Origin of the sequence: Streptomyces sp. PA03-1a, from assembly GCF_033792805.1 — a bacterium.
In the GTDB taxonomy this organism is placed as follows: domain Bacteria; phylum Actinomycetota; class Actinomycetes; order Streptomycetales; family Streptomycetaceae; genus Actinacidiphila.
Map to the genome: position 1 here is coordinate 1 of NZ_JARAVO010000040.1, position 21,493 is coordinate 21,493.

At 73.1% G+C, this 21,493-nt stretch carries 21 protein-coding genes; 18 read left to right on the forward strand and 3 right to left on the reverse strand.

Translation table 11 applies throughout. The features are described 5' to 3' along the window. The first annotated feature begins 334 nt into the window (after positions 1 to 334). The 13 genes from PV341_RS11625 (at position 335) to PV341_RS11685 (ending at position 13,079) form a co-directional block, all read left to right on the forward strand. A complete protein-coding gene (locus tag PV341_RS11625) occupies positions 335 to 871 on the forward strand; it encodes a DUF2617 family protein (RefSeq protein WP_500322576.1) in 537 nt (178 codons plus the stop codon). A gap of 109 nt (positions 872 to 980) precedes the next feature. Beyond that, positions 981 to 2,549 (forward strand): polyamine aminopropyltransferase, encoded by a 1,569-nt coding sequence (locus tag PV341_RS11630; RefSeq protein WP_500357599.1) that lies wholly within the window; start codon positions 981 to 983, stop codon positions 2,547 to 2,549. A 57-nt stretch (positions 2,550 to 2,606) separates the two neighbouring features. Next, entirely contained in the window at positions 2,607 to 3,488 is an 882-nt protein-coding gene (locus tag PV341_RS11635) for an SRPBCC domain-containing protein (protein WP_500357601.1), read from the forward strand. A 10-nt stretch (positions 3,489 to 3,498) separates the two neighbouring features. Next, entirely contained in the window at positions 3,499 to 4,329 is an 831-nt protein-coding gene (locus PV341_RS11640) for an aldose epimerase family protein (RefSeq protein ID WP_500357602.1), read from the forward strand. A 10-nt stretch (positions 4,330 to 4,339) separates the two neighbouring features. After that, complete coding sequence (pyrE, locus tag PV341_RS11645; RefSeq protein WP_500322582.1) at positions 4,340 to 4,879, forward strand: orotate phosphoribosyltransferase; 540 nt, start codon at positions 4,340 to 4,342, stop codon at positions 4,877 to 4,879. A gap of 190 nt (positions 4,880 to 5,069) precedes the next feature. Next, positions 5,070 to 6,092 (forward strand): class II fructose-bisphosphate aldolase, encoded by a 1,023-nt coding sequence (gene fbaA / locus PV341_RS11650; RefSeq protein ID WP_499512647.1) that lies wholly within the window; start codon positions 5,070 to 5,072, stop codon positions 6,090 to 6,092. 74 nt (positions 6,093 to 6,166) lie between these two features. Continuing rightward, positions 6,167 to 6,580, forward strand: a complete 414-nt coding sequence (locus PV341_RS11655) for a DUF3151 domain-containing protein (protein WP_499512646.1) — start codon at positions 6,167 to 6,169, stop codon at positions 6,578 to 6,580. 206 nt (positions 6,581 to 6,786) lie between these two features. Continuing rightward, on the forward strand, positions 6,787 to 7,620 hold the full coding sequence (locus tag PV341_RS11660; RefSeq protein WP_499512645.1) for a tryptophan 2,3-dioxygenase family protein: 834 nt from the start codon (positions 6,787 to 6,789) through the stop codon (positions 7,618 to 7,620). Beyond that, the gene (gene kynU, locus PV341_RS11665; RefSeq protein WP_500322584.1) at positions 7,613 to 8,836 is read left to right on the forward strand and encodes a kynureninase; all 1,224 of its coding nucleotides are present in this window, start codon (positions 7,613 to 7,615) and stop codon (positions 8,834 to 8,836) included. Before PV341_RS11660 ends, kynU begins: the two co-directional genes overlap by 8 nt. A 3-nt stretch (positions 8,837 to 8,839) precedes the next feature. Next, positions 8,840 to 9,784, forward strand: coding sequence for an alpha/beta hydrolase family protein (locus PV341_RS11670; protein WP_500322585.1), 945 nt, complete (start codon positions 8,840 to 8,842; stop codon positions 9,782 to 9,784). A 95-nt stretch (positions 9,785 to 9,879) separates the two neighbouring features. After that, positions 9,880 to 11,172, forward strand: a complete 1,293-nt coding sequence (locus PV341_RS11675; RefSeq protein WP_500357604.1) for a sensor histidine kinase — start codon at positions 9,880 to 9,882, stop codon at positions 11,170 to 11,172. Further along, positions 11,169 to 11,837, forward strand: a complete 669-nt coding sequence (locus PV341_RS11680) for a response regulator (RefSeq protein WP_500322588.1) — start codon at positions 11,169 to 11,171, stop codon at positions 11,835 to 11,837. The genes PV341_RS11675 and PV341_RS11680 overlap by 4 nt, the downstream gene beginning before the upstream one ends. A 24-nt stretch (positions 11,838 to 11,861) precedes the next feature. After that, positions 11,862 to 13,079 carry a cytochrome P450 gene (locus PV341_RS11685; protein WP_500322589.1) on the forward strand — a complete coding sequence of 406 codons (1,218 nt, stop codon included), beginning with the start codon at positions 11,862 to 11,864 and terminating at the stop codon, positions 13,077 to 13,079. 53 nt (positions 13,080 to 13,132) lie between these two features. Here the strand turns inward: PV341_RS11685 and PV341_RS11690 are convergent, their stop codons facing one another. Next, complete coding sequence (locus PV341_RS11690; protein ID WP_500357605.1) at positions 13,133 to 14,716, reverse strand: ABC transporter permease; 1,584 nt, start codon at positions 14,714 to 14,716, stop codon at positions 13,133 to 13,135. Continuing rightward, complete coding sequence (locus PV341_RS11695; protein WP_500322592.1) at positions 14,713 to 15,654, reverse strand: ABC transporter ATP-binding protein; 942 nt, start codon at positions 15,652 to 15,654, stop codon at positions 14,713 to 14,715. Before PV341_RS11695 ends, PV341_RS11690 begins: the two co-directional genes overlap by 4 nt. Before the next feature lie 71 nt (positions 15,655 to 15,725). On the opposite strand from PV341_RS11695, the gene PV341_RS11700 reads away from it, so the two are divergent. Further along, a complete protein-coding gene (locus tag PV341_RS11700; protein WP_500322594.1) occupies positions 15,726 to 16,217 on the forward strand; it encodes a GbsR/MarR family transcriptional regulator in 492 nt (163 codons plus the stop codon). Positions 16,218 to 16,221: 4 nt separating this feature from the next. Here the strand turns inward: PV341_RS11700 and PV341_RS11705 are convergent, their stop codons facing one another. After that, a complete protein-coding gene (locus PV341_RS11705; RefSeq protein WP_499516881.1) occupies positions 16,222 to 17,010 on the reverse strand; it encodes a diacylglycerol kinase catalytic domain-containing protein in 789 nt (262 codons plus the stop codon). A gap of 188 nt (positions 17,011 to 17,198) precedes the next feature. On the opposite strand from PV341_RS11705, the gene PV341_RS11710 reads away from it, so the two are divergent. The 4 genes from PV341_RS11710 to PV341_RS11725 all read left to right on the forward strand — a co-directional run bounded on the left by PV341_RS11710 (position 17,199) and on the right by PV341_RS11725 (position 21,468). Beyond that, positions 17,199 to 18,482: an adenylosuccinate synthase gene (locus PV341_RS11710; protein ID WP_500357606.1), complete on the forward strand. Its 1,284-nt coding sequence runs from the start codon at positions 17,199 to 17,201 to the stop codon at positions 18,480 to 18,482. Positions 18,483 to 18,583: 101 nt separating this feature from the next. Further along, a complete protein-coding gene (locus PV341_RS11715; RefSeq protein ID WP_500357608.1) occupies positions 18,584 to 19,942 on the forward strand; it encodes an aspartate aminotransferase family protein in 1,359 nt (452 codons plus the stop codon). Positions 19,943 to 20,070: 128 nt separating this feature from the next. Beyond that, the gene (locus tag PV341_RS11720; RefSeq protein ID WP_500357609.1) at positions 20,071 to 20,757 is read left to right on the forward strand and encodes a GntR family transcriptional regulator; all 687 of its coding nucleotides are present in this window, start codon (positions 20,071 to 20,073) and stop codon (positions 20,755 to 20,757) included. Between the two features lie 57 nt (positions 20,758 to 20,814). Beyond that, on the forward strand, positions 20,815 to 21,468 hold the full coding sequence (locus PV341_RS11725; RefSeq protein ID WP_499512633.1) for a putative DNA-mimic protein: 654 nt from the start codon (positions 20,815 to 20,817) through the stop codon (positions 21,466 to 21,468). Positions 21,469 to 21,493: the final 25 nt, after the last annotated feature.

Below are 21,493 nucleotides of genomic sequence, written 5' to 3' on the forward strand. Positions count from 1 at the left end.
GGCTGTGGCGGCGGGGGCTGCGGCGGCGGAAGCTGACGATACGAAATTGCGTATTGCCCGTGCCGAATCGCATATGCGCCCGGTGGGTTACTCACCCGTCGGGCGCATTTGTAGTGAACACCTGAACCCGTCCGGGCCCTTGCGGATGTAAAGGGGGTGGAGATGGGTAAAAACGCTGAAGGCGACGCGCCATTCATGATTGCGTATTCACCGACCCCTCGTGGGCACGAGCCGACGGACGTTCTCCCCCCACAGGCGCGGGTCGGCGCGTCCTCTCCCACCATGCCCGTGACCTCCCCTCGCTTGCTCGCGATGTGCCTGCGGAGCCGACTTCATGCTCACCATGCTTCAGACCGCCTACACCGACACCCGCGCCGGCGACCTGGCCTGGTGTCTGGGGAAGGACGAGCTGCCGGCGCTCGCCGTGCTCGACCGCGAGCTCCCGGGCGCCGGTTCCGACGCGCCCGCGGCCCCCGGCGTCCAGGTTCAGCTGCGGCTGCTCGGCGCCTCCCACCAGGTCATCCTGGACTCGGCCCGCGGCCGCTGCTCGGAGACCGTCGCCTGCCTGCCGGGCACCAGCGCGCCGCTGCCGTTCGGTGTGGCGCGGCGGATCGCCGGCTGGGACTACGAGTTCGCGGCGCGGATCGAGACGCTCTCCCGGGGAGGCTTCGCGGGGCGGGCGCAGGAGCTGCTCGCGCTGGTGGCCGATCACCCCAATGGCCTCGCGGGGACGTTCCCGGGTGATCCGCACGCCTTCACCGCGATGCTGGTGCAGTACCGCGGCGGCAGCGTCCTGTGGCGCACCTGGCACGCGTACCCCCAGGAAGGACGCCTGGTGGCGACCCGTTCGACCCTCAGCGCGCAGCCGTGAGCGCGGTGGTACGCCCGTGGCCGACACGGCGTCAACGCGCCGCCAAGTGCCACGAATTGCACCCCTGTGGGTGACGTGGACCGCCACATACCTGACATAGCGTGCAAGCATGATCGACCAGTCCACCTCCCGTACGGCCCGGGCCGCCCCGCGCGTCTGCAGGCTGCGGCTCCCCGTCCCGGTGGCCGCGGCCAGGGCGCTGGTCCTGGCCGCGGTCTTCGTCTGCGCCGCCTGCGGCCTGGTGTACGAGCTCGAACTGGTCGCCCTCGCCTCGTACCTGGTCGGCGACTCCGTGACGCAGGCGTCGATCGTGCTGTCCGTGATGGTCTTCGCCATGGGCGTCGGCTCCCTGCTGGCCAAGCGGCTCAGCTGCGCGCCGGCGATCGGCTTCGCGGCCGTCGAGATCGTGCTGGCGCTGGTCGGCGGGCTCTCGGTGATGGCGCTGTACGCCAGCTTTGCCTGGTTCGGCCAGTCCCGGCCCGCGATGGCGGTCTTCGCCTTCGCGATCGGCGTTCTCATCGGCGCCGAGATACCGCTGCTGATGACGCTGATCCAGCGGGTCCGGCGGCAGGACGCGGGCGGTGCGGTCGCCGACCTCTTTGCCGCGGACTACGTGGGCGCGCTGGTCGGCGGGTTGGCCTTCCCCTTCCTGCTGTTGCCCTGTTACGGCCAGCTGACCGGGGCGCTCGTCACGGGCGCGGTCAACGCCGTGGCGGGCGGCGCCATCGTGCTCTGGCTCTTCCGCAGTGACGTCACGCCACGTGCCAGGGCCCGGCTGATCGCCGCCAACCTCGTGGTCCTCGCGGTGCTGGCGGCGGCGGCCTGGGCCGCCGGGCCGTTCGAGCGGGCGGCCCGGCAGGCGGTGTACGGCGGCGACGTGCGGTTCGCCGAGCAGACCGCCGTCCAGGAGGTCGTGCTCACCTCGGCTCCGTTGCAGCTCTTCCTCGACGGCCGGCTGCGGGTCCGCGACCGGGACGAGTACCGCTACCACGAGGCGCTGGTGCACCCCGCCATGGCGGGCCGGCACCGCCGGGTGCTGATCCTCGGCGGTGGCGACGGGCTCGCGCTGCGCGAGGTGCTGCGCTACCGGGGGGTCGGCTCGGTGACCCTGGTCGACCCCGACGCCCGGCTCGTCGCCCTGGCGCGGGACGACGCGGCGCTGGCCCGCCTCAACCGGCACGCCTACCGCGACCCCCGGGTCGAGGTGGCCGCCGCGGACGTCTTCGACTGGCTGCGGCAGGAAGGCCCGCCGCGACCGCCGGGCGGGTACGACGTCGTGCTCGCCGACCTCCCCGACCCGGGGATCTCGCGCAGCGCCAAGCTGTACTCGCAGGAGTTCTACGGGCTGGCCGGGCGCGTGCTCGCCCCGGGTGGGCGGCTCGCGGTGCACGCGGGAGCGCCCGGCGCCGCCCGGCGCGGCTTCTGGACCGTCGACGCGACGGTACGGGCGTCCGGGCTGCGCACCGCCGACTACTGGATCGGCACCGGCCGCGAGGACGAGGACTGGGGCTTCGTCCTCGCCGCCCCGCACCGCGCCCCGGCCCCGCGGCTGCCCGCGGACGCGCCGCGGCTGCGGTCGCTGTCCCCCGCCGTGCTCGCCTCGGCGGTCCGGCGGGCCGCGCGGTCCCCGCTGCGTGACCTGCCCCCGTCGACGCTGATGCATCCGCGCTCCGGGTGAGGGCGAACCGGCGGTGAATCGGCACCGAAGCACCGCCCGGCGGATTAGGCTCGCGGCATGGAGCCGCATGAGGTGTTCGTTCCGTTTCCGGCCGAAACCATTCGCCGGTCCCTCGCCGACCTGGAGCGCGTGGCGCGCTGCGTGCCCGGCCTCCAGCGGGACGCCGGCGCCGAGGAGGGGCTCGCCGGCCGGCTGAGGCTCCGGATCGGCGGCTCGACCATCACCTACCGCGGCACGCTGCGACTGGTCCCGCGCGGCGGCGGGCTGGCCGTCGAGGGCGAGGCGGTGGAGTCGCGCGGCGCGGGCACGGTCAAGCTGGCGCTGGAGCTCGGCGTGGACGCCGTGTCGGGCGGTGCCCTGCTGACCTTCACCGGCACCGTGCAGGCCGACGGGCGGCTCGGCGAGTACGAGGAGGCGACGGTCACCTCCGCCGGCCACCGCCTGCTGGACCGTTTCGTCGCCGCGCTCACCTCCGACCTGGAGGAGCAGGCACCGGCCGGGGCGCCCGAGCCGGTTGTGGAGGAAGCCGGTGTCGAGGACCTCGCCGACGACCTGCCCGCGCAGCTCGACGAGTTCGCCGGGCACGACGCCCAGGAGCTGCGTGAGCTGGAGGAGCTCCCCGAGCTGGAGGACGCGGACGGCGCGGAGGCCGTCGGCGAGGTGCTGCCCGGAGCGGAGGCGGTGGCCAGGGTCCCCGAGGACCCGGCCGGGATCGACCTGCCCGCGGAGGCCGCGCACGCCCGCCGCACCCTGATCGGCCGCAGCGCCGAGGAGGTCGACCACGCCCCGCCGCGCGGCCGCTACGCCCCGGTGCCCGCACCGCAGAGCGGCGCCGCGGCCGCGTCGCTGCGCCGTTACGCGCCGGCCGCGGCGGCGCTGCTGCTGTCGGCCGTGGTCGCGGGGCGGGTGCTGCGGCGGCGCAGGCGCTCGTTCCCGTAGGGTCTCATCCGTGGCCACGGATGAGACCCCTGACGGGCGAGACGACGAGCACGCAGTCCAACTCGAAGCCGGACCGGCGCGGCTGACGATCCTTCCGGATCTCGGCTGCCGTGTCGGCTCGCTGACCGTCGGCGGCGTCGAGCTGCTGCGGCAGGGCCCCAACTTCGGGTCCTTCCCGATGGTCCCGTGGTGCGGCCGCACCCGGGACGGGCAGTTCCGCAACGGCGGGGTGCTGCACCAGATGCCGCGGGACGCGGGCCCGCACGCCATCCACGGCACCGGCCGGCACGTCGCCTGGCACAAGGCCCCGGGCGCCACCGGCACCAGCGTCTGCTTCTACTACGACCTGGCCGAGCCCTGGCCGTACAAGGGCCGGGTCAGCCAGCGCTTCGAGCTGTCCGAGGACCGCCTGGACCTCACGATGAGCGTGGAGACCACGGACGACTCCTTCCCGGCCCAGGCCGGCTGGCACCCCTGGTTCCTGCGCAACCTCGGCCGGGGCGGGCAGGACGCCCTGATCGACTTCACCCCCGGCTGGATGGAGGAGCGCGGCGAGGACCACCTGCCCACCGGCCGCCGGGTGGAGCCGGGGCCCCGCCCCTGGGACGACTGCTTCGGCATGCCCGACGGTGTGGACGTCACCCTGACGTGGCCGGGCGAGCTGCGGCTGCGGATCACCAGCCCCGCCGAGTGGGTCGTCGTCTACGACGAACAGCCCCCGGCCATCTGCGTGGAACCGCAGTCGGGCCCCCCGAACGGGCTGAACACCGCGCCGCGTCTGGTCACCCCGATCGACCCGTTGGAGATGCGCGCCACCTGGGCCTGGGAGCCGCTGGGCTAGGCTCGTGGCCATGAGCGACGCGCGTGATGCCCTGCTGCAGCAGATCAAGGACAAGGCCGTGGTGCACGGCAAGGTGACCCTCTCCTCGGGTCTCGAGGCCGACTACTACATCGACCTGCGCCGGATCACGCTGGACGCCGAAGCCGCTCCGCTGGTGGGTCAGGTGATGCTCGACGCCACCGCCGACCTGGACTTCGACGCCGTCGGCGGGCTCACCCTCGGCGCCGACCCGGTCGCCACCTCGATGCTGCACGCCGCCGCGGCCCGCGGCCGCCGGCTGGACGCCTTCGTGGTGCGCAAGGCGCAGAAGGCGCACGGCATGCAGCGCCGCATCGAGGGGCCGGACATCACGGGCCGCCGGGTGCTGGTGGTCGAGGACACCTCGACCACCGGCGGCTCGCCGCTGACCGCGGTGGAGGCCGCGCGCGAGGCCGGCGCCGAGGTCGTGGCCGTCGCCGTGATCGTCGAGCGGGGCGCCGCCGGGGCCATCGCGGAGGCGGGTCTCCCGTACGTCCGCGCCTTCGGTCTGGACGATCTCGGTCTGGGCTGATTGGCCGTCTGACCTGGGCTTTCCCTCAGGGGTGAAGGGTTTCACGTGAAACCCTTCACCCCTGAGGTATGTCCGTGCTGCGCAGTGTGTGGAGCTCTCGCGCAAGTCTGCCAAGATGGGGGCGACGATGACGTCGATCCCAGGTCAGGGTCACTCACCGAACAACCCGCACATCACAAGGAGCGGACAGATGCCCATCGCAACCCCCGAGATCTACAACGAGATGCTCGACCGGGCGAAGGCCGGCAAGTTCGCCTACCCGGCCATCAACGTGACCTCGACCCAGACCCTGCACGCCGCGCTGCGCGGCTTCGCGGAGGCGGAGAGCGACGGCATCGTCCAGATCTCGACGGGCGGCGCCGAGTTCCTCGGTGGCCAGTACAAGAAGGACATGGTCACCGGTTCGGTGGCGCTGGCCGAGTTCGCGCACGTCGTCGCCGAGAAGTACCCCGTCAACATCGCGCTGCACACCGACCACTGCCCGAAGGACAAGCTGGACGGCTACGTGCGCCCGCTGCTGGCGATCTCCCAGGAGCGCGTGGCGGCCGGCCGCAACCCGCTGTTCCAGTCGCACATGTGGGACGGCTCCGCCGAGACCCTCGACCACAACCTCGCCATCGCCCAGGAGCTGCTGGCCGAGGCCGCCAAGGCGAAGATCATCCTCGAGGTGGAGATCACCCCCACCGGCGGCGAGGAGGACGGCGTCACCCACGAGATCAACGACAAGCTGTACACCACGGTCGAGGACGCCATCCGCACCGCCGAGGCGCTGGGCCTGGGCGAGAAGGGCCGGTACCTGCTCGCCGCATCCTTCGGCAACGTCCACGGCGTCTACAAGCCGGGCAACGTCGTGCTCCGTCCCGAGCTGCTGAAGGAGCTCGCGGAGGGCGTGGCCGCCAAGTTCGGCAAGCAGGACCCGTTCAACTTCGTCTTCCACGGCGGCTCCGGCTCCACCAAGGAGGAGATCGCCACCGCGCTGGAGAACGGCGTGGTCAAGATGAACATCGACACCGACACGCAGTACGCCTTCACCCGTCCGGTCGCGGACCACGTGCTCCGCAACTACGACGGTGTGCTGAAGATCGACGGCGAGGTCGGCGACAAGAAGACCTACGACCCGCGCAGCTGGGGCAAGCTGGCCGAGGCCGGCATGGCCGCCCGCGTCCTCGAGGCCTGCCAGGACCTGCGCTCCGCCGGCACCAAGCTCAAGTAACCGCCCCGCACGGCGGTACGCACCGGGCCCGGCCCTTCCACGCGGAGGGCCGGGCCCCGGCCATACTGGAACCCATGGCCATTCACGAGAACCTGCTCGGGGGACCGCCCCCGACGAACCTGCCCGACGACCCCGAGCCGCGCGAGCTGCTCGCCTCCGGAGCGGCCCCCTCCGAGGTCGCCGCCAAGTACCCGGTGTCCTCCCTGGCCTGGGCGCAGCTCGCGGACGACGCCTTCGAGGGCGGCCGGGTCGTCGAGTCGTACGCCTACGCCCGCACCGGTTACCACCGCGGCCTGGACGCGCTGCGCCGCAACGGCTGGAAGGGCCACGGCCCGGTGCCCTGGGAGCACGAGCCCAACCGTGGCTTCCTGCGGGCCCTGCACGCCCTGGCGCGCGCCGCCCAGGCGATCGGCGAGCAGGAGGAGTACGAGCGCTGCAGCACCTTCCTGCGGGACTCCTCCCAGACCGCCGCCGACACCCTCGGCTGAGCCACCGCCCCGCCGCTGACCACGGCATCCACCCCCGACCTGTCCGGCGCGCGCGCCGGGCAGGTCTTGCCGTAGCGTGCTCTGACCACGCATGATGCCCGTTGGGCCCGGCGCCGGTAGGGCGCGGGCCCGAGGGGACCGGGGTCCCGCCGCGACGGCGCGCGGGACAGACCGCTACCCGGTAGCTCGTATCCACGGAGACACCGATGTCCCACCGCCCCGACGTTTCCCAGGCGGCCCCCGAGGCCCCGAACCTGGACTTCGAAGGGACCACCCCGTACGAGGACTACGTCCAGGCTGACGTCCTCACCCATCTGCAGCACCCCCGCTCCGACGACCCCGGCGAGATGGTCTTCCTGGTGACCACCCAGGTCATGGAGCTGTGGTTCACCGTCATCGTGCACGAGTGGGAGACCGCCTCCCGTGCGCTCGCGGCCGACGACCTGCCCACCGCGCTGGCCGCGCTCAAGCGCAGCACCTACGAACTGCAGTCGCTCAACGCCTCGTGGGAGCCGATCGCCCACCTCACCCCGGCGCAGTTCAACGCCTACCGCGCCGCCCTCGGCGAGGGCTCGGGCTTCCAGTCGGCGATGTACCGGCGCATGGAGTTCCTGCTCGGTGAGAAGTCCGCGTCGATGCTGGTCCCGCACCGCGGCGCGCCGCGGGTGCACGACGAGCTGCAGAAGGCGCTGCACGAACCCAGCCTCTACGACGAGGTGCTGCGGCTGCTGGCCCGCCGCGGCCACGACGTCCCGCAGCGCGACGACCTCTCGCAGCGCTACGAGGCCGACCCGGCGGTCGAGCGGGCCTGGCAGGCCGTCTACTCCGGTGACCAGGAGGACGAACTCGTCCGGCTGGGCGAGGCGCTGACCGAGGTGGCCGAGCTGGTGTGGCGCTGGCGCAACGACCACCTGGTGGCGACCCGCCGCGCGATGGGCGCCAAGACCGGCACCGGAGGCTCCGCCGGGGTCTCCTGGCTGGAGAAGCGCGCGACCAAGAACGTGTTCCCCGAGCTCTGGACGGCCCGCAGCCATGTCTGACGCGATGAAGCCCACCGAGTCCCCGGCGGCGCGGGCCGCCCGCCTTGACACCGCCGACGAGCTGGCCAAGCTCCGCGACCGCTTCGTGCTGGACGACGTGATCTACCTGGACGGCAACTCGCTGGGCGCGCTGCCCGCCGGGGTGCAGGACCGGATGGCGGACGTGGTCGCGCGCGAGTGGGGGCAGTTGCGCATCCGCTCCTGGACCGAGAGCGGCTGGTGGACGGCGCCGGAGCGGATCGGCGACCGCATCGGCGCGCTCATAGGCGCCGGACCCGGCCAGGTCGTGGCCGGGGACTCCACCAGCGTCAACGTCTTCAAGGCCGTCGTCGGCGCCGTCCGGATGGCCCGGCAGACCGATCCGGCCCGTGACGAGGTGCTGGTCGACGCCGCCACCTTCCCCACGGACGGGTACATCGCGGAGTCCGCCGCCCGTATGACCGGGTGCGCGATCCGCGCGGTCGACGCCGCGGAGGTCGCCGCCGCGGCGGGCCCGCGCACCGCCGTCGCGCTGGTCAACCACGTGGACTACCGCACCGGCCGGCTGCACGACCTGCCGGCCACCACCGCCGCCGTGCACGCGGCCGGCGCCCTGGTGGTCTGGGACCTCTGCCACACGGCCGGGGCCCTGCCGGTCGGCCTGGACGAGCACGGCGTGGACCTGGCCGTCGGCTGCACGTACAAGTACCTCAACGGCGGCCCCGGCGCGCCCGCGTACCTGTACGTCCGCCGTGACCTGCAGCCGCGCTTCGACTCCCCGCTCCCCGGCTGGAACTCCCACCGCGACCCGTTCGCGATGGAGGCCGCCTACCGGCCCGCCGACGGCAGCGTCCGCGGCCGGGTCGGCACCCCGGAGATCCTGTCGCTGCTGGCGCTGGACACGGCCCTCGACGTCTGGGACGGCGTGTCCCTGGACGCCGTTCGGGCCAAGAGCCTCGCCCTCACCGACTTCTTCCTGGAGTGCGTCGCGGCGTACGTGCCGGACGGCGCCGTACGGTCGGTCACCCCGGCCGCGCACGCCGAGCGGGGCAGCCAGGTCGCGCTGCGCTGCCCCGGGGCGGGCGCGGTGATGGGGGAGCTGATCGCCAGGGGCGTCGTCGGCGACTTCCGCGAGCCGGATATCCTCCGCTTCGGATTCACCCCGCTGTACACGCGCTTCGCGGACGCGGAGCGGGCGGCGCGGGTGCTGGCCCAGGTCCTGGAAGGGACGCGGTAACGCATGTCCGATCCCACCTCGTCGAGCGACACCATTGCGGCGGGCGCCGACGGCCGCGCCGACGCGGTGGGGCCCCGGTCCGCTCCGCGGGACCCCGCGGAGCGGGCCGCGGCCGAGGAGGCGTCCGCGTTCTCGCACGCCCCCGTCCCCCCGGACGCCACGGCCGCCTACGGCGACCACCCGGACCAGGTCGTGGACTTCTACCGTCCGCGGCCCGGGGCGGGCGGCACACGGCCGGGGCCGCTGGTCGTGCTGCTGCACGGCGGCGCCTGGCGGGCGCCGTACGACAGGACGCACGTCTCACCGCTCGCGGACCTGCTCGCCCGGCACGGTTTCGCGGTGGCCTCGGTGGAGTACCGCCGGGGCGACGGCGGTACGGTCGCGGGCCGCTGGCCGGACACCTTCGACGACGTGGCGGCCGCCACCGACGCCGTCGCGGCGCTGGCCGTGGCCGCCCTGGGCGAGGACACCGTCGACGTCCGGCGGATCGTGCTCACCGGTCACTCGGCCGGCGGCCACCTCGCGCTGTGGGCGGCCGCCCGGCACGTGCTGCCGGCCGGGTCGCGCTGGCACCGCCCCGGCGCGCCCACGCTGCGCGGGGTGGTGGCGCTCGCGCCCATCGCCGACTTCGAGGCCGCCGTGGAGCGCGACGTGTGCTCCGGGGCGGTCGCCGAACTGCTGGGCGGGCCCGAACTGCTCGCCGAGCGCCGCGCCGAGACCGACCCGGCCGCGCTGCTGCCCACCGGCATCCCCGTGACCGTCGTGCACGGCGACCGCGACGAGGTCGTACCGCCGCAGGTCGCGGAGGCCTTCGCGGCGGCATCGGCGAAGGCGGGGGAGGAGGTCCAGCTGACCCTGCTGGCGGGCGTGGGCCACTTCCCGGTGATCGACCCGGCGGCGGACGCGGCGGCCGTGGTCGCCGAGGAGATCGCCCAGCTCGCCTGGTGAGGCGTCCTCCTGCGGGAGGTCCTACTTGAGGATGACGCCCCCACATCGTCTTCGCAGGTGACGACGGCGACACGCGGATTGCCTACCGTGAGAGCGTGACCGAGACAAGCCAGACCTCGCTGCGGACCGAGCTCCGCATGGCCCGCGGCGCCCTCAGCGGGCTGCGGCACGACCTGATCACCGATGCCTTCGCCTTCCGGCCGATGGCACCGCTGCGCGACGGGCACCCGCTGTTCGCGGTGGTGCCGCGCAGGCTCCGGGGGTACGCGCGCTGGATGCCGCACGCGGCGCTGACCTGCTTCACGGTCTTCCTGATGTTCGTCTCGACGGAGAGCGTGGGCGGGCCGGGCGGCTTCGTGCTGGCGCTGCTGGCCGGTGTGCCCCTGCTCACCACGATGTTCCGGCCGATCGGCGCGTGGTGGCTGTCCGTCGGTGCCGCGGTGCTCACCGGGGTGTTCAGCTCCGGCTGGTCCTCCACGTATCCGTGGACGGACGCCGGCTTCGTCTCGCACCTGACGGTGCTGGGCGTGGTGGCGGCGCGCACCCGGGCGCGGGTGGCCGCCGAGATGTGGCTGCTGACCGCCGCTCTGGCGCTGGCCTTCCAGGGGCTGTCGAGCGGGTACGGCTCGGACCCGTTCATCATGATCTTCCTCTCCGCCGTCGTGCTGTCCGTCGTGTCGGCGGTGCGCGGGCTGCGCCAGTCCCGGCAGGAGGTCGCCGCCCAGGTCGCGGTGACCGAGGTCGAGCGGACCCGGCGCACGCTGCTGGAGGAGCGCACGACCATCGCCCGTGAGCTGCACGACGTCGTCGCCCACCACATGTCCGTGATCGCGATCCAGGCGGAGGCCGCGCCGTACCGGGTGGAGGACCCGCCCGAGGAACTGACCAAGAGCTTCTCGATCATCCGCGAGAACGCCGTCATCGCCCTGACCGAGCTGCGCCGCGTCCTCGGGGTCGTACGTGCCGAGGACTACCAGGCCCCCGACGCGCCGCAGCCGACCCTCGCCGACCTGGACCGGCTCGTGGCCAACGTGCGCGAGGCGGGGCTGGAGGTGGAGCGGACGGTGACCGGCGCGGTGCGCGAGCTGCCGCAGGGAGTGGAGCTGTCGGCGTACCGGATCATCCAGGAGGCGCTGAGCAACAGCCTGCGGCACGCGCCGGGCGCCGCCGCCCGGGTCGAGGTCAGTTACGTCCTCGGCGGGCTCGGGCTGCGCGTCGTCAACGGTCCGCCGCGCGGCCTGGTGAAACCGTCACCCGGAGCGGGACACGGCATAGCAGGCATGCGGGAGCGGGTGGCGATGCTGAGCGGCGAGATGACCGACGGGCCCACCGAGGACGGCGGCTACGAGGTCTCCGTGTTCATCCCGGTCCCCGGGGAGCGTGCATGACCGGGAACACCATCCGGGTGCTGATCGCGGACGACCAGATGATGGTCCGCGAGGGCTTCTCGGTGCTGCTGGGCGCCCAGCCCGACATCGAGGTCGTCGGCGAGGCCGTCGACGGACGGCAGGCGATCGAGCAGGTGGCGGCGTTGCGGCCGGACGTCGTGCTGATGGACATCCGCATGCCCGAGCTCAACGGCCTGGAGGCCACCCGCGAGATCGTCGCCGCGGACGCCGACGCGAAGGTGCTCGTGCTGACCACCTTCGACCTGGACGAGTACGTCTACCAGGCGCTGCGCGCGGGCGCCTCCGGCTTCCTGCTCAAGGACGCCTCGGCCCGTCAGCTCGCGGACGGGGTGCGGATCGTGGCGGCCGGCGACGCGCTGCTCGCCCCGGCGATCACCAAGCGGCTGATCACCGAGTTCAACCGGCTGGGCACCCCCCGGCCGCCCGCCCAGGACCGGGTCGGGGAGCTCACCGAGCGTGAGACCGAGGTGCTCGTGCTGGTCGCCCAGGGACTGTCGAACGCGGAGATCGCCGACCATCTGGTGGTCGCCGAGTCGACGGTCAAGACGCACGTGAGCCGGGTCCTGGTGAAGCTGGGGCTGCGCGACCGGACCCAGGCGGCGGTCTTCGCCTACGAGGCGCGGCTGGTCACCCCGGGCGGCTGAACGGGCGGAGGGTAGTCTCCGCACATGAGCAGCACTGCCACCGCCTTCGATCCCTGGTCGCCGCAGTTCGTCGCCGACCCCTACCCCGCGTATGCCCGGCTGCGCGCGGTGGGGCGCGCCCACTGGTTCGAGCCGAGCCGGCAGTGGCTCATCCCGCACTTCGCGGACGTCAGCGCGCTGCTGCGGGACCGGCGCCTCGGGCGGACGTACCTGCACCGCTTCACCCACGAGGAGTTCGGCCGCACCGCGCCGCCGCCGGAGCACGAGCCCTTCACCACGCTCAACGGCAACGGCCTGCTCGACCTGGAGGCCCCCGACCACACCCGCATCCGGCGGCTGGTCTCCAAGGCGTTCACCCCGCGTACGGTCGAGCGGCTCACGCCGACCGTGCAGCGGCTCGCCGGGGAACTGGTGGAGCGGCTGGTCGCGGAGGGCGGCGGCGACCTCATCGCCACGGTCGCGGAACCGCTGCCGGTGGCCGTCATCGCCGAGATGCTGGGGATACCGGCCGCGGACCGGCACCTGCTGCGGCCCTGGTCGGCCGACATCGTCGGGATGTTCGAGCTCAACCCCTCCGAGGAGGCCGCGCGCCGGGCGGTCCGCGCGAGCGAGGAGTTCTCCGCCTACCTGCGCGAGCTGATCGCCGAACGCCGCAAGGCGCCCGGCGAGGACCTGATCAGCGCGCTGATCGCTGCGCACGACGAGGGCGACCGGCTCACCGAGCAGGAGATGGTCTCCACCTGCGTGCTGCTGCTGAACGCGGGCCACGAGGCGACCGTCAACACCACCGGCAACGGCTGGTGGACGCTCTTCCGGCACCCCGAGCAGCTGGCGGAGCTGCGCGCGGCACCGGAGGAGCTGCTGCCGACGGCGATCGAGGAGCTGCTGCGCTTCGACACCCCGCTGCAGATGTTCGAGCGCTGGGTGCTGGACGACATCGAGGTGGGCGGCACGGTGATCCCGCGCGGCAGCGAGGTGGCGCTGCTCTTCGGCTCCGCCAACCGCGACCCGGAGCGCTTCCCCGACCCTGACCGGCTGGACCTCTCCCGCGCCGACAACCCGCACATCACCTTCGGCGCCGGCATCCACTACTGCCTCGGCGCGCCGCTGGCCCGCATCGAACTCGCCGCGTCCTTCACGGCGCTGCTGCGCCGCGCCCCGCGGCTGGAGCTCGCGGCGGAGCCCGCCTGGAACGAGGGCTACGTCATCCGCGGTCTGCGCGAACTGCGCGTCACCTGTTAGGTCCTGTCCTCCGGATCGCTGCGGGACCCGGCCCGGTGGCCGGGTCCCGCGGCTCACGCGGTGATGTCGCGGCGGCGCAGCGCCGCGAGGCCGAGGGCCGCGAGCGTGAGGGCCAGCACGGTGAGCACCGCCAGCGGGGTCACGGTGACGTCCGCCGACGGCACCTTCGGCAGGTGCGTGAAGACGGACAGGTCCATCACCCAGGGCGAGAGCTTGAGCGCCGGCCCGTAGAGCCCGATGGCGAGCGTCAGCGACGCCACCCCCCAGCTCGCCCGCGCCGCCTTCGGTGCCGCGCCGTACAGCAGCAGCGCCACCGCGGCCACGCACCAGACCGCGGGCAGCTGCACCAGGCCCGCCCCCGCCAGCCGCCACATCTGGCCGCCCGTGTCGCCGGCCGTCGCCCCGTAACCGATTCCCATGGTGAGGCCGGAGACGGCCATGAGGAGCACGGAACCGGCGAAGGCGAGCAGTGCGTGGCCCGCGGCCCAGCGCACCCGCCCCACGGGCGTGGCGAGGACGGGCTCGGCGCGGCCGGAGCTCTCCTCGCCCTGGAGCCGGAGCACGGCCTGGACGGCGTAGATCGCGGCGATCATCCCCATCACCCCGGTCATGGAGGCGAGGTAGGAGTCGACCAGCCCGGAGGCGCCGCCCATGTCGCGCATGACATCGGCCAGCTGCTCGTTGTCCCGGACGAGGTCGGCCGCTCCGTTGGCGAGGCCGCCGAGCGCGCCGCCGCCCACGGCGAAGCCCGCCGTCCACCCCCACAAGGAGCCGCGCTGCAGCCGCCAGGCCAGGGCCTGGGCGGAACGCAGACGGGGACCGGCGGTGGCCGGGCCGGGGCGGGACGGCAGCAGGGAGGCGTCGATGTCACGCCGGGCCACCAGGGCGTAGGCGACGGCGACGAGACCGGCGGCCCAGGCCGCGAACAGGGCCGCCACCCACCAGCGTTCGTCCGCGTAGGGGCGTATGTTCTCGGCCCAGCCCAGCGGCGAGAGCCAGGTCAGGGTGCCGCTGCCGGCGTCGCCGACGGCACGTATCAGGAAGGCGAGGCCCAGGACCGCGCCCGCGATGCCCCGCGCCGCACGCGCGCTTTCCGTCAGCTGCGCCGCGACGGCCGCGACCGCGGCGAAGGAGCATCCCGCGCCGGCGAAGGCGATCCCGAAGGCCACCGCGCCCCGCGCGCCCTGCCCGAGCAGGGCCGCGGTGACGAGCAGTCCGAGGAGCAGCGAGGCCCCGGTGCCGGTGACCAGGGCGGCAGCCAGCGGCGCCCGTCGTCCGACGGCACCCGCGCCGACCAGCTCCAGCCGGCCGGCCTCCTCTTCCTCCCGGGTGTGCCGGACGACCAGCAGCAGCGCCATCAGTCCGGCCAGCGCCGCACCGAAGGCCATCATGCGCCAGGCCGTCAGGCCCCCGATGCTCGTGTCGAACACCGGTCCGTACAGGGCGCGCAGCGAGCCGTTGCCCGCCGTGCTCGCCGCGACCCCGGCGCGTTCCGCCGGGGTGTCGTAGAGGCCGCCGAAGGCCGACGCGGTGGACGCGACCAGCAGGGCGATCGGCACGACCCACGCCGGGATCATGACGCGGTCCCTGCGCAGCGCGAGCCGCGTGAGCGTGCCCGTCCCGGTGAGCGCGTTCATCGTCGGGCCTCCGCGTCGGCCGCGACGGCGCCGGTGGTGCCGGCAGGGTCGGCAGGGCTGTCTTCGTAGTGCCGCAGGAACAGCTCCTCCAGCGTGGGCGGCGTGCTGGTCAGGCTGCGCACGCCCGTCTCGCTCAACTGCCTCAGCACGGCGTCGAGCTTGTCGGTGTCGACCTGGAGCCGGACGTGGTTGCCGCGCACGTCGAGGTCGTGCACGCCCGGCAGTTGGCCGAGGCCGTTCGGCCGGCCGGCCAGCTCCGCGGTGACCGAGGTACGGGTGAGGTGCCGCAGCTCGGTCAGGCTCCCGGTCTCCACCGTGCGCCCGCCCCGGATGATGCTGACCCGGTCGCACAGGGCCTCGACCTCGCTGAGGATGTGACTGGACAGCAGCACCGTCCGGCCGCGGTCGCGTTCCTCGCGGACGCACTCGCGGAAGACCTCCTCCATCAGCGGGTCGAGGCCGGAGGTGGGCTCGTCGAGTATCAGCAGGTCCACGTCGGAGGCGAACGCAGCGACGAGCGCGACCTTCTGCCGGTTGCCCTTGGAGTACGCGCGGCCCTTCTTCGTCGGGTCCAGCTCGAAGCGCTCCAGCAGCTGCCGCCTGCGGACCTCGTCCAGCCCGCCGCGCAGCCGACCCAGCAGGTCGATGACCTCGCCCCCGCTGAGGTTGCGCCAGAGGGTGACGTCACCCGGGACGTACGCCAGGCGCCGGTGCAGGGTGACGGCGTCGCGCCACGGGTCGCCGCCGAGCAGCTGGGCGGCACCCCGGTCCGCGCGCAGCAGGCCGAGCAGGATGCGGATGGTGGTGGACTTGCCGGCGCCGTTGGGCCCCAGGAAGCCGTGCACCTCCCCCTCCTCGACGGTCAGGTCGAGGCCGTCCAGTGCGCGCGTGCGGCCGAAGGACTTGTGCAGTCCGGCCACACTGATTGCCTTCGTCATGCTTCTGAACGTACAGTAGATTCACAAATTTGTGAAGTTAAGGAAGTGTATAAACTTCGGGACGGGAGGTGATGGCGGTGGCCGAAGAGTCCTCGGAGCCGATGACGTTCGTCGAACGCTTCGCGGCGGAGCTGGTCGAGGCGGGCATGCAGCGCATGGCGGCGCGGGTGTTCGCCGCGCTCCTCGCCTCGGAGACCGGCGTGCTGAGCGCCGCCGAGCTGTCCGGCCGGCTGCAGGCCAGCCCGGCCGCCGTGTCCGGCGCGGTCCGCTACCTGGCGCAGGTCGGCATGCTCACCCGCGAGCGGGAGCCGGGTTCACGGCGGGAGCGCTACCGGGTGCACAGCGACCAGTGGTACGAGACCTTCACCCGCCGCGACCGTGTCCTCGCACGCTGGGAGAACACCCTGCGGTCCGGCATCGACGCGCTCGGCCCGGACACCGCGGCCGGACAGCGGCTCGCGGAGACCGCGGCCTTCTTCGACTTCCTGCAGGAGGAGCTCGTGGACATGATGGACCGCTGGCGCGACCGCAAGGCGGAGCTGCGCGAACAGGGCGTCCTGTGACCCTCTAGTAGGCGGACCGCGGGACCGTCAGCCGCCAGGCCGCGGGCATCACCGTCCAGGTACGGCGCCGGACCGGGCCGGCCGGCGCGGTGTCGGCCGTGTAGCGGAAGTCCCGTCCGGAGACGGTGACGCTCCGGGCGTGCACCGGCCCCGCGGGCGCCCCGCCCTCCCTGCGGACCAGCACTTCGGCGAGGCCGGGCACCGCCGTGGAGACCGAGACCTCCTCGACGCAGTCGTCCAGGTCGGCCAGGACCACCCCGTCCGCCTCGATCCGCAGCCGCTGCCCGCCGCGCATCCCCAGCCCCAGGTGCGCGGTGTGGCCGTTCAGGCTCAGCGTGCGGGCCAGCGAGCGGGCCCGGCGCTCCACCGGCGTCCACCAGGCGGGTGTCGCCGAGCCGATGCGCAGCGCGCCCAGCACGATGCCGCCGCTGTCGTCGAGCAGCAGGTCGAGCTCGCGCTCCGCCCCGTCCAGCACCGCGCGCGCCGCGCTCACCGCCCCGCCCGGTACGCCGAGCGCCCGCGCCAGGCCGGTCCGCCGCCCCACCGGCACCAGACCGACGACCGCCTCGCCCAGTCCCCGGGCCGAGTGCAGCGCCCGTACCGTGCGCAGCAGCGCCGCGTCGTCACCCACGACCACCGGACGCCGCCGGCCCCGGTGCTCCAGCACCCGGACGGCCTCCTCCTCGGACTCCGGAAGGGCGATCTTCACGGAGGGGGCTCCCCCGCACAGCACGTCCTTCGCGATGCGTACGGATTCGCCGTCCATGACGCGGGCAGCGGGGTCGATGACCACGAGCAGGGGCTGCCCGGACGGTCGCTGAGCCGACACCTTGGTCCTTCCTCAGGTAACATCTCGGTGCAAGAGCCCCTTGCGCTGCCTTGCGCCAGGGGCTTCGTCTATTTCCGGGGCACCGGTCCGACGGCTCTCCCCGCCATGGGGAGCCACGTTGGACATGCCCCGCCCGGAAGGGGTGTACGCCTGTGCCCGCACTTGTGCTGCTCGGTGCTCAGTGGGGTGACGAGGGCAAGGGAAAGGCCACCGACCTGCTCGGTGGCTCCGTGGACTACGTGGTGCGCTACCAGGGCGGCAACAACGCCGGCCACACGGTCGTCGTCGGCGACCAGAAGTACGCGCTCCACCTCCTGCCTTCCGGGATCCTGTCACCTGGGTGCACCCCGGTCATCGGCAACGGAGTCGTCGTCGACCCGGCGGTCCTGCTCTCCGAGCTGAGCGGGCTGAACGAGCGCGGCGTCGATACGTCCAAGCTCCTCATCAGCGGTAACGCGCACCTGATCACGCCGTACCACCAGACGCTCGACAAGGTGACGGAACGCTTCCTCGGCAAGCGCAAGATCGGCACCACCGGCCGCGGCATCGGCCCCGCCTACGCCGACAAGATCAACCGCGTGGGCATCCGGGTCCAGGACCTCTTCGACGAGTCGATCCTCCGTCAGAAGGTCGAGGCGGCGCTCCACGACAAGAACCAGGTCCTGATCAAGATCTTCAACCGCCGTGCCATCAGCATCGACCAGGTCGTCGAGGAGTACCTGGGCTACGCGGAGCAGATCAGGGACTACGTCGCGGACACGACGCTGGTCCTCAACACCGCGCTCGACGAGGGCAAGGTCGTCCTCCTCGAGGGCGGTCAGGGCACCCTGCTGGACGTCGACCACGGCACGTACCCCTTCGTGACCTCGTCCAACCCGACGGCGGGCGGCGCCTGCACCGGTTCCGGCATCGGCCCCACCAAGATCAACCGGGTGATCGGCATCCTCAAGGCCTACACCACCCGCGTGGGCGCCGGCCCGTTCCCGACCGAGCTGTTCGACGCCGACGGCGAGGCGCTGCGCCGCATCGGCGGCGAGCGCGGCGTCACCACGGGCCGGGACCGCCGCTGCGGCTGGTTCGACGCGGTGATCGCCCGCTACGCGACCCGGGTCAACGGCCTCACGGACTTCTTCCTCACCAAGCTCGACGTCCTCACCGGCTGGGAGCAGATCCCGGTCTGCGTCGCCTACGAGATCGACGGCAGGCGCGTCGAGGAACTGCCGTACAGCCAGACGGACTTCCACCACGCCAAGCCGGTCTACGAGACCCTGCCCGGCTGGAGCGAGGACATCAGCAAGGCGAAGACCTTCGCCGACCTGCCGAAGAACGCCCAGGCGTACGTCAAGGCGCTGGAGGAGATGTCCGGCGCCCCGGTCTCGGCCATCGGCGTGGGCCCCGGCCGCACCGAGACCATCGAGATCAACTCGTTCCTCTGAGTGACGGCGGCGCGCGGGCCCTACAACCTGTCGGCGCGCGCGCCCACCGTCATACAGGGTGCCAATGTCGTGCGCCCGGGCCGTTTCCTTAGCCTGGGCGCATGACCCCTCCCTTCGCCGACCCCGGGACCGGCGCCGCCGTCAAGGCCGCCGACCGCGCCCACGTCTTCCACTCCTGGTCCGCGCAAGGCCTGATCGACCCGCTGCCGGTCGCCGGGGCCGAGGGCGCGTACTTCTGGGACTACGACGGCAACCGCTACCTCGACTTCACCAGCGGCCTGGTGTTCACCAACATCGGTTACCAGCACCCCACGGTCGTCGCCGCCATCCAGGAGCAGGCCGCGAAGCTCGTCACCTTCGCGCCCGCCTTCGCCGTGGAGCCGCGCTCCGAGGCCGCCCGGCTGATCGCCGAGCGCACGCCCGGCGACCTGAACAAGATCTTCTTCACCAACGGCGGCGCCGAGGCCGTCGAGAACGCGGTACGGCTCGCCCGGCTGCACACCGGCCGCCCCAAGGTGCTGTCCGCGTACCGCTCGTACCACGGCGCCACCTCGGCCGCGATCAACCTGACCGGCGACCCGCGCCGCTGGCCCTCCGACAACGGCTCGTCCGGCGTCGTCCACTTCTGGGCGCCGTTCCTCTACCGTTCGCCGTTCCACTCGGAGACCGAGGAGCAGGAGCGCGACCGCGCGCTGCAGCACCTCGAGGACACCATCGTCTTCGAGGGCCCGCAGACCGTCGCGGCGATCGTCCTGGAGACGGTGCCCGGCACGGCGGGCATCATGGTGCCGCCGCCTGGCTACCTCGCCGGGGTGCGCGAGATCTGCGACCGGTACGGGATCGTCTTCGTCCTCGACGAGGTCATGGCCGGCTTCGGCCGCACCGGAAGCTGGTTCGCCGCCGACCGGTTCGACGTCACCCCTGACCTGCTCACCTTCGCCAAGGGCGTCAACTCCGGCTACGTGCCGCTCGGCGGTGTCGCGATCAGCGAGGAGATCGCCGCGACCTTCGCCACCCGCCCCTACCCGGGCGGCCTCACCTACTCCGGCCACCCGCTGGCCTGCGCCGCCGCCGTCGCCACGATCCAGGTGATGGAGGACGAGGGCGTCGTCGCACACGCCGCCGCGCTCGGCGAGAACGTGCTCGGCCCGGCCCTGCGGGAGCTCGCCGGGCGCCACCCGTCGGTGGGCGAGGTGCGGGGCCTGGGCGCCTTCTGGGCGTTGGAGCTGGTGCGCGACCGGGAGACCCGGGAGCCGCTCGTCCCCTACAACGCGGCGGGCGAGGCCAACGCCCCCATGGCGGCCTTCGCGGCGGCCTGCAAGAAGAGCGGCCTGTGGCCGTTCGTCAACATGAACCGCACCCATGTGGTGCCCGCCTGCAACATCACCGAGGCCGAGGCCAAGGAGGGCCTGGCACTCCTCGACGCGGCGCTGTCCGTGGCCGACGAGCACACGCGCTGAGCGCTCCCGGGGGGCGTCCGCGGACCGCGGGTGGTCCACACCACAGGTGTGGACCACCCGCGGCCCGGCCTCGCATAAGGTGTGGCGGAGCCGTAAGTGCACCGCCACACCTGTAGGGAGGCACCGGCATGCCGGAAGGCCCAGCGGGCGGACCCGTCCGACGGAGCAGTCTGCGGCAGCAGATAGCCGACGCGCTCCGCGACGAGGTGCTCACCGGGCGCATGACGGCCGGGCGGCACTTCACGGTCAAGGAGATCGCGGATCTGTACGGCGTGTCCGCCACCCCGGTCCGCGAGGCCCTGGTGGACCTGGCGGCGCAGGGGCTGCTCGACGTCGAGCACCACCGCGGCTTCCAGGTGCGACGCTTCACGGACGCCGAGTTCCGCTCCATGGTCGAGGCGCGCACCCTCGTCGTCGAGGGGATCTTCCGCCGCATCGCCGCGCGCGGCATGCGCGAGGTCGACCCAATGGAGCTGGCCTCCGTACGGCGCCGGGCCGAGGCCGCGGCGCGTGCCTCCCGGGCCGGCGAGCTGGACGTCCTCATCGGCTACGACATCCGCTTCTGGCGCGAGCTGACGGCGCTGGCCGGGAACAACCACGTCGGGGAGTTCCTCGACCGGATCCGCACCCAGACCTGGGTGTACGCGGTGCCCTTCCTGCGCGGCCGGCCGGACCTGGCGGGCCTGTGCTGGTCCGACCACGTCGCCCTGGTCACCGCGATCGAGAAGCGGGACACGGAGGCGGCCCAGCGCGTCGTCGAGGAGTTCGACGACCATTCCCTCGCGCTGATGCGGCGACTGGCCGCGGGCCGGTAGGAACGACCGCCGCCCACTACGCTGGTCCGACCACGCACGGAAGGACTTGGAGCGCCTGTGGCCTGCGACTTGTGGCTGGTTCCCCTGGTGGACGTGCTCTGCCACAGCCCCGACAACCCGTTCGCCGAGGAGATCGCCCGCTATGACAAGGCGTTGAGCGACGCCGGTCTCCCGCCGGTGCCCGTCTACTCCTACATGCCGGGCCTGTCCGGCGACGTGGCCCCGGTCGCGGGCTTCGACTACGACGCGCTGCACTTCCTGCGCCGCGCGTACCTGCTCCACATCCAGGGCCTCGCGGTCACCCCGGTCGACGAACTCGGGGGTGACTACGAGCAGTTGCTGGAGATGTTCGAGACCACCGCCCAGCAGTCGCACCTCGTCTGGCACTACGACCACGCGGGCGGCTACGTCCCCCTCGACTTCCCCCATCCGCTGGTCAACGACGAACTCCTGGACGCCGGCGGCCCCCTGGGTTCCGCCCACGGGCTGCTGCGCGAGCTCGAGTTCGTCGCCCCGGTGATCGGCATCGACCCGCACAACCCGCCGCCCGCCCCGGCGCCGCCGGCCGGTCCCACCGAGCTGGAGGAGCCGGCGGCCCCGCCGGCGCACCACGACGGCAGCCCCTTCGCGCGGGAGCGCCACGTGTGGCTGGGGCTGCACGCGGCGGCGACGCGTGCGCTGGGACAGGGCTCGATGATCGTCTTCAGTTAGCACCGGGCGGCGGGCGCCCCCCGGC

Bases quoted from the DNA above. Each gene is read 5' to 3' on its own strand.
- PV341_RS11685 (WP_500322589.1), top strand. From the start codon at position 11,862: ATGAGCAGCACTGCCACCGCCTTCGATCCCTGGTCGCCGCAGTTCGTC.
- PV341_RS11670 (WP_500322585.1), top strand. From the start codon at position 8,840: ATGTCCGATCCCACCTCGTCGAGCGACACCATTGCGGCGGGCGCCGAC.
- fbaA (WP_499512647.1), top strand. From the start codon at position 5,070: ATGCCCATCGCAACCCCCGAGATCTACAACGAGATGCTCGACCGGGCG.
- PV341_RS11700 (WP_500322594.1), top strand. From the start codon at position 15,726: ATGGCGGTGGCCGAAGAGTCCTCGGAGCCGATGACGTTCGTCGAACGC.
- kynU (WP_500322584.1), top strand. From the start codon at position 7,613: ATGTCTGACGCGATGAAGCCCACCGAGTCCCCGGCGGCGCGGGCCGCC.
- PV341_RS11695 (WP_500322592.1), bottom strand. From the start codon at position 15,654: ATGACGAAGGCAATCAGTGTGGCCGGACTGCACAAGTCCTTCGGCCGC.
- PV341_RS11635 (WP_500357601.1), top strand. From the start codon at position 2,607: ATGGAGCCGCATGAGGTGTTCGTTCCGTTTCCGGCCGAAACCATTCGC.
- PV341_RS11720 (WP_500357609.1), top strand. From the start codon at position 20,071: ATGCCGGAAGGCCCAGCGGGCGGACCCGTCCGACGGAGCAGTCTGCGG.
- PV341_RS11625 (WP_500322576.1), top strand. From the start codon at position 335: ATGCTCACCATGCTTCAGACCGCCTACACCGACACCCGCGCCGGCGAC.
- PV341_RS11690 (WP_500357605.1), bottom strand. From the start codon at position 14,716: ATGAACGCGCTCACCGGGACGGGCACGCTCACGCGGCTCGCGCTGCGC.
- PV341_RS11680 (WP_500322588.1), top strand. From the start codon at position 11,169: ATGACCGGGAACACCATCCGGGTGCTGATCGCGGACGACCAGATGATG.
- PV341_RS11660 (WP_499512645.1), top strand. From the start codon at position 6,787: ATGTCCCACCGCCCCGACGTTTCCCAGGCGGCCCCCGAGGCCCCGAAC.
- PV341_RS11655 (WP_499512646.1), top strand. From the start codon at position 6,167: ATGGCCATTCACGAGAACCTGCTCGGGGGACCGCCCCCGACGAACCTG.
- PV341_RS11715 (WP_500357608.1), top strand. From the start codon at position 18,584: ATGACCCCTCCCTTCGCCGACCCCGGGACCGGCGCCGCCGTCAAGGCC.
- PV341_RS11630 (WP_500357599.1), top strand. From the start codon at position 981: ATGATCGACCAGTCCACCTCCCGTACGGCCCGGGCCGCCCCGCGCGTC.
- pyrE (WP_500322582.1), top strand. From the start codon at position 4,340: ATGAGCGACGCGCGTGATGCCCTGCTGCAGCAGATCAAGGACAAGGCC.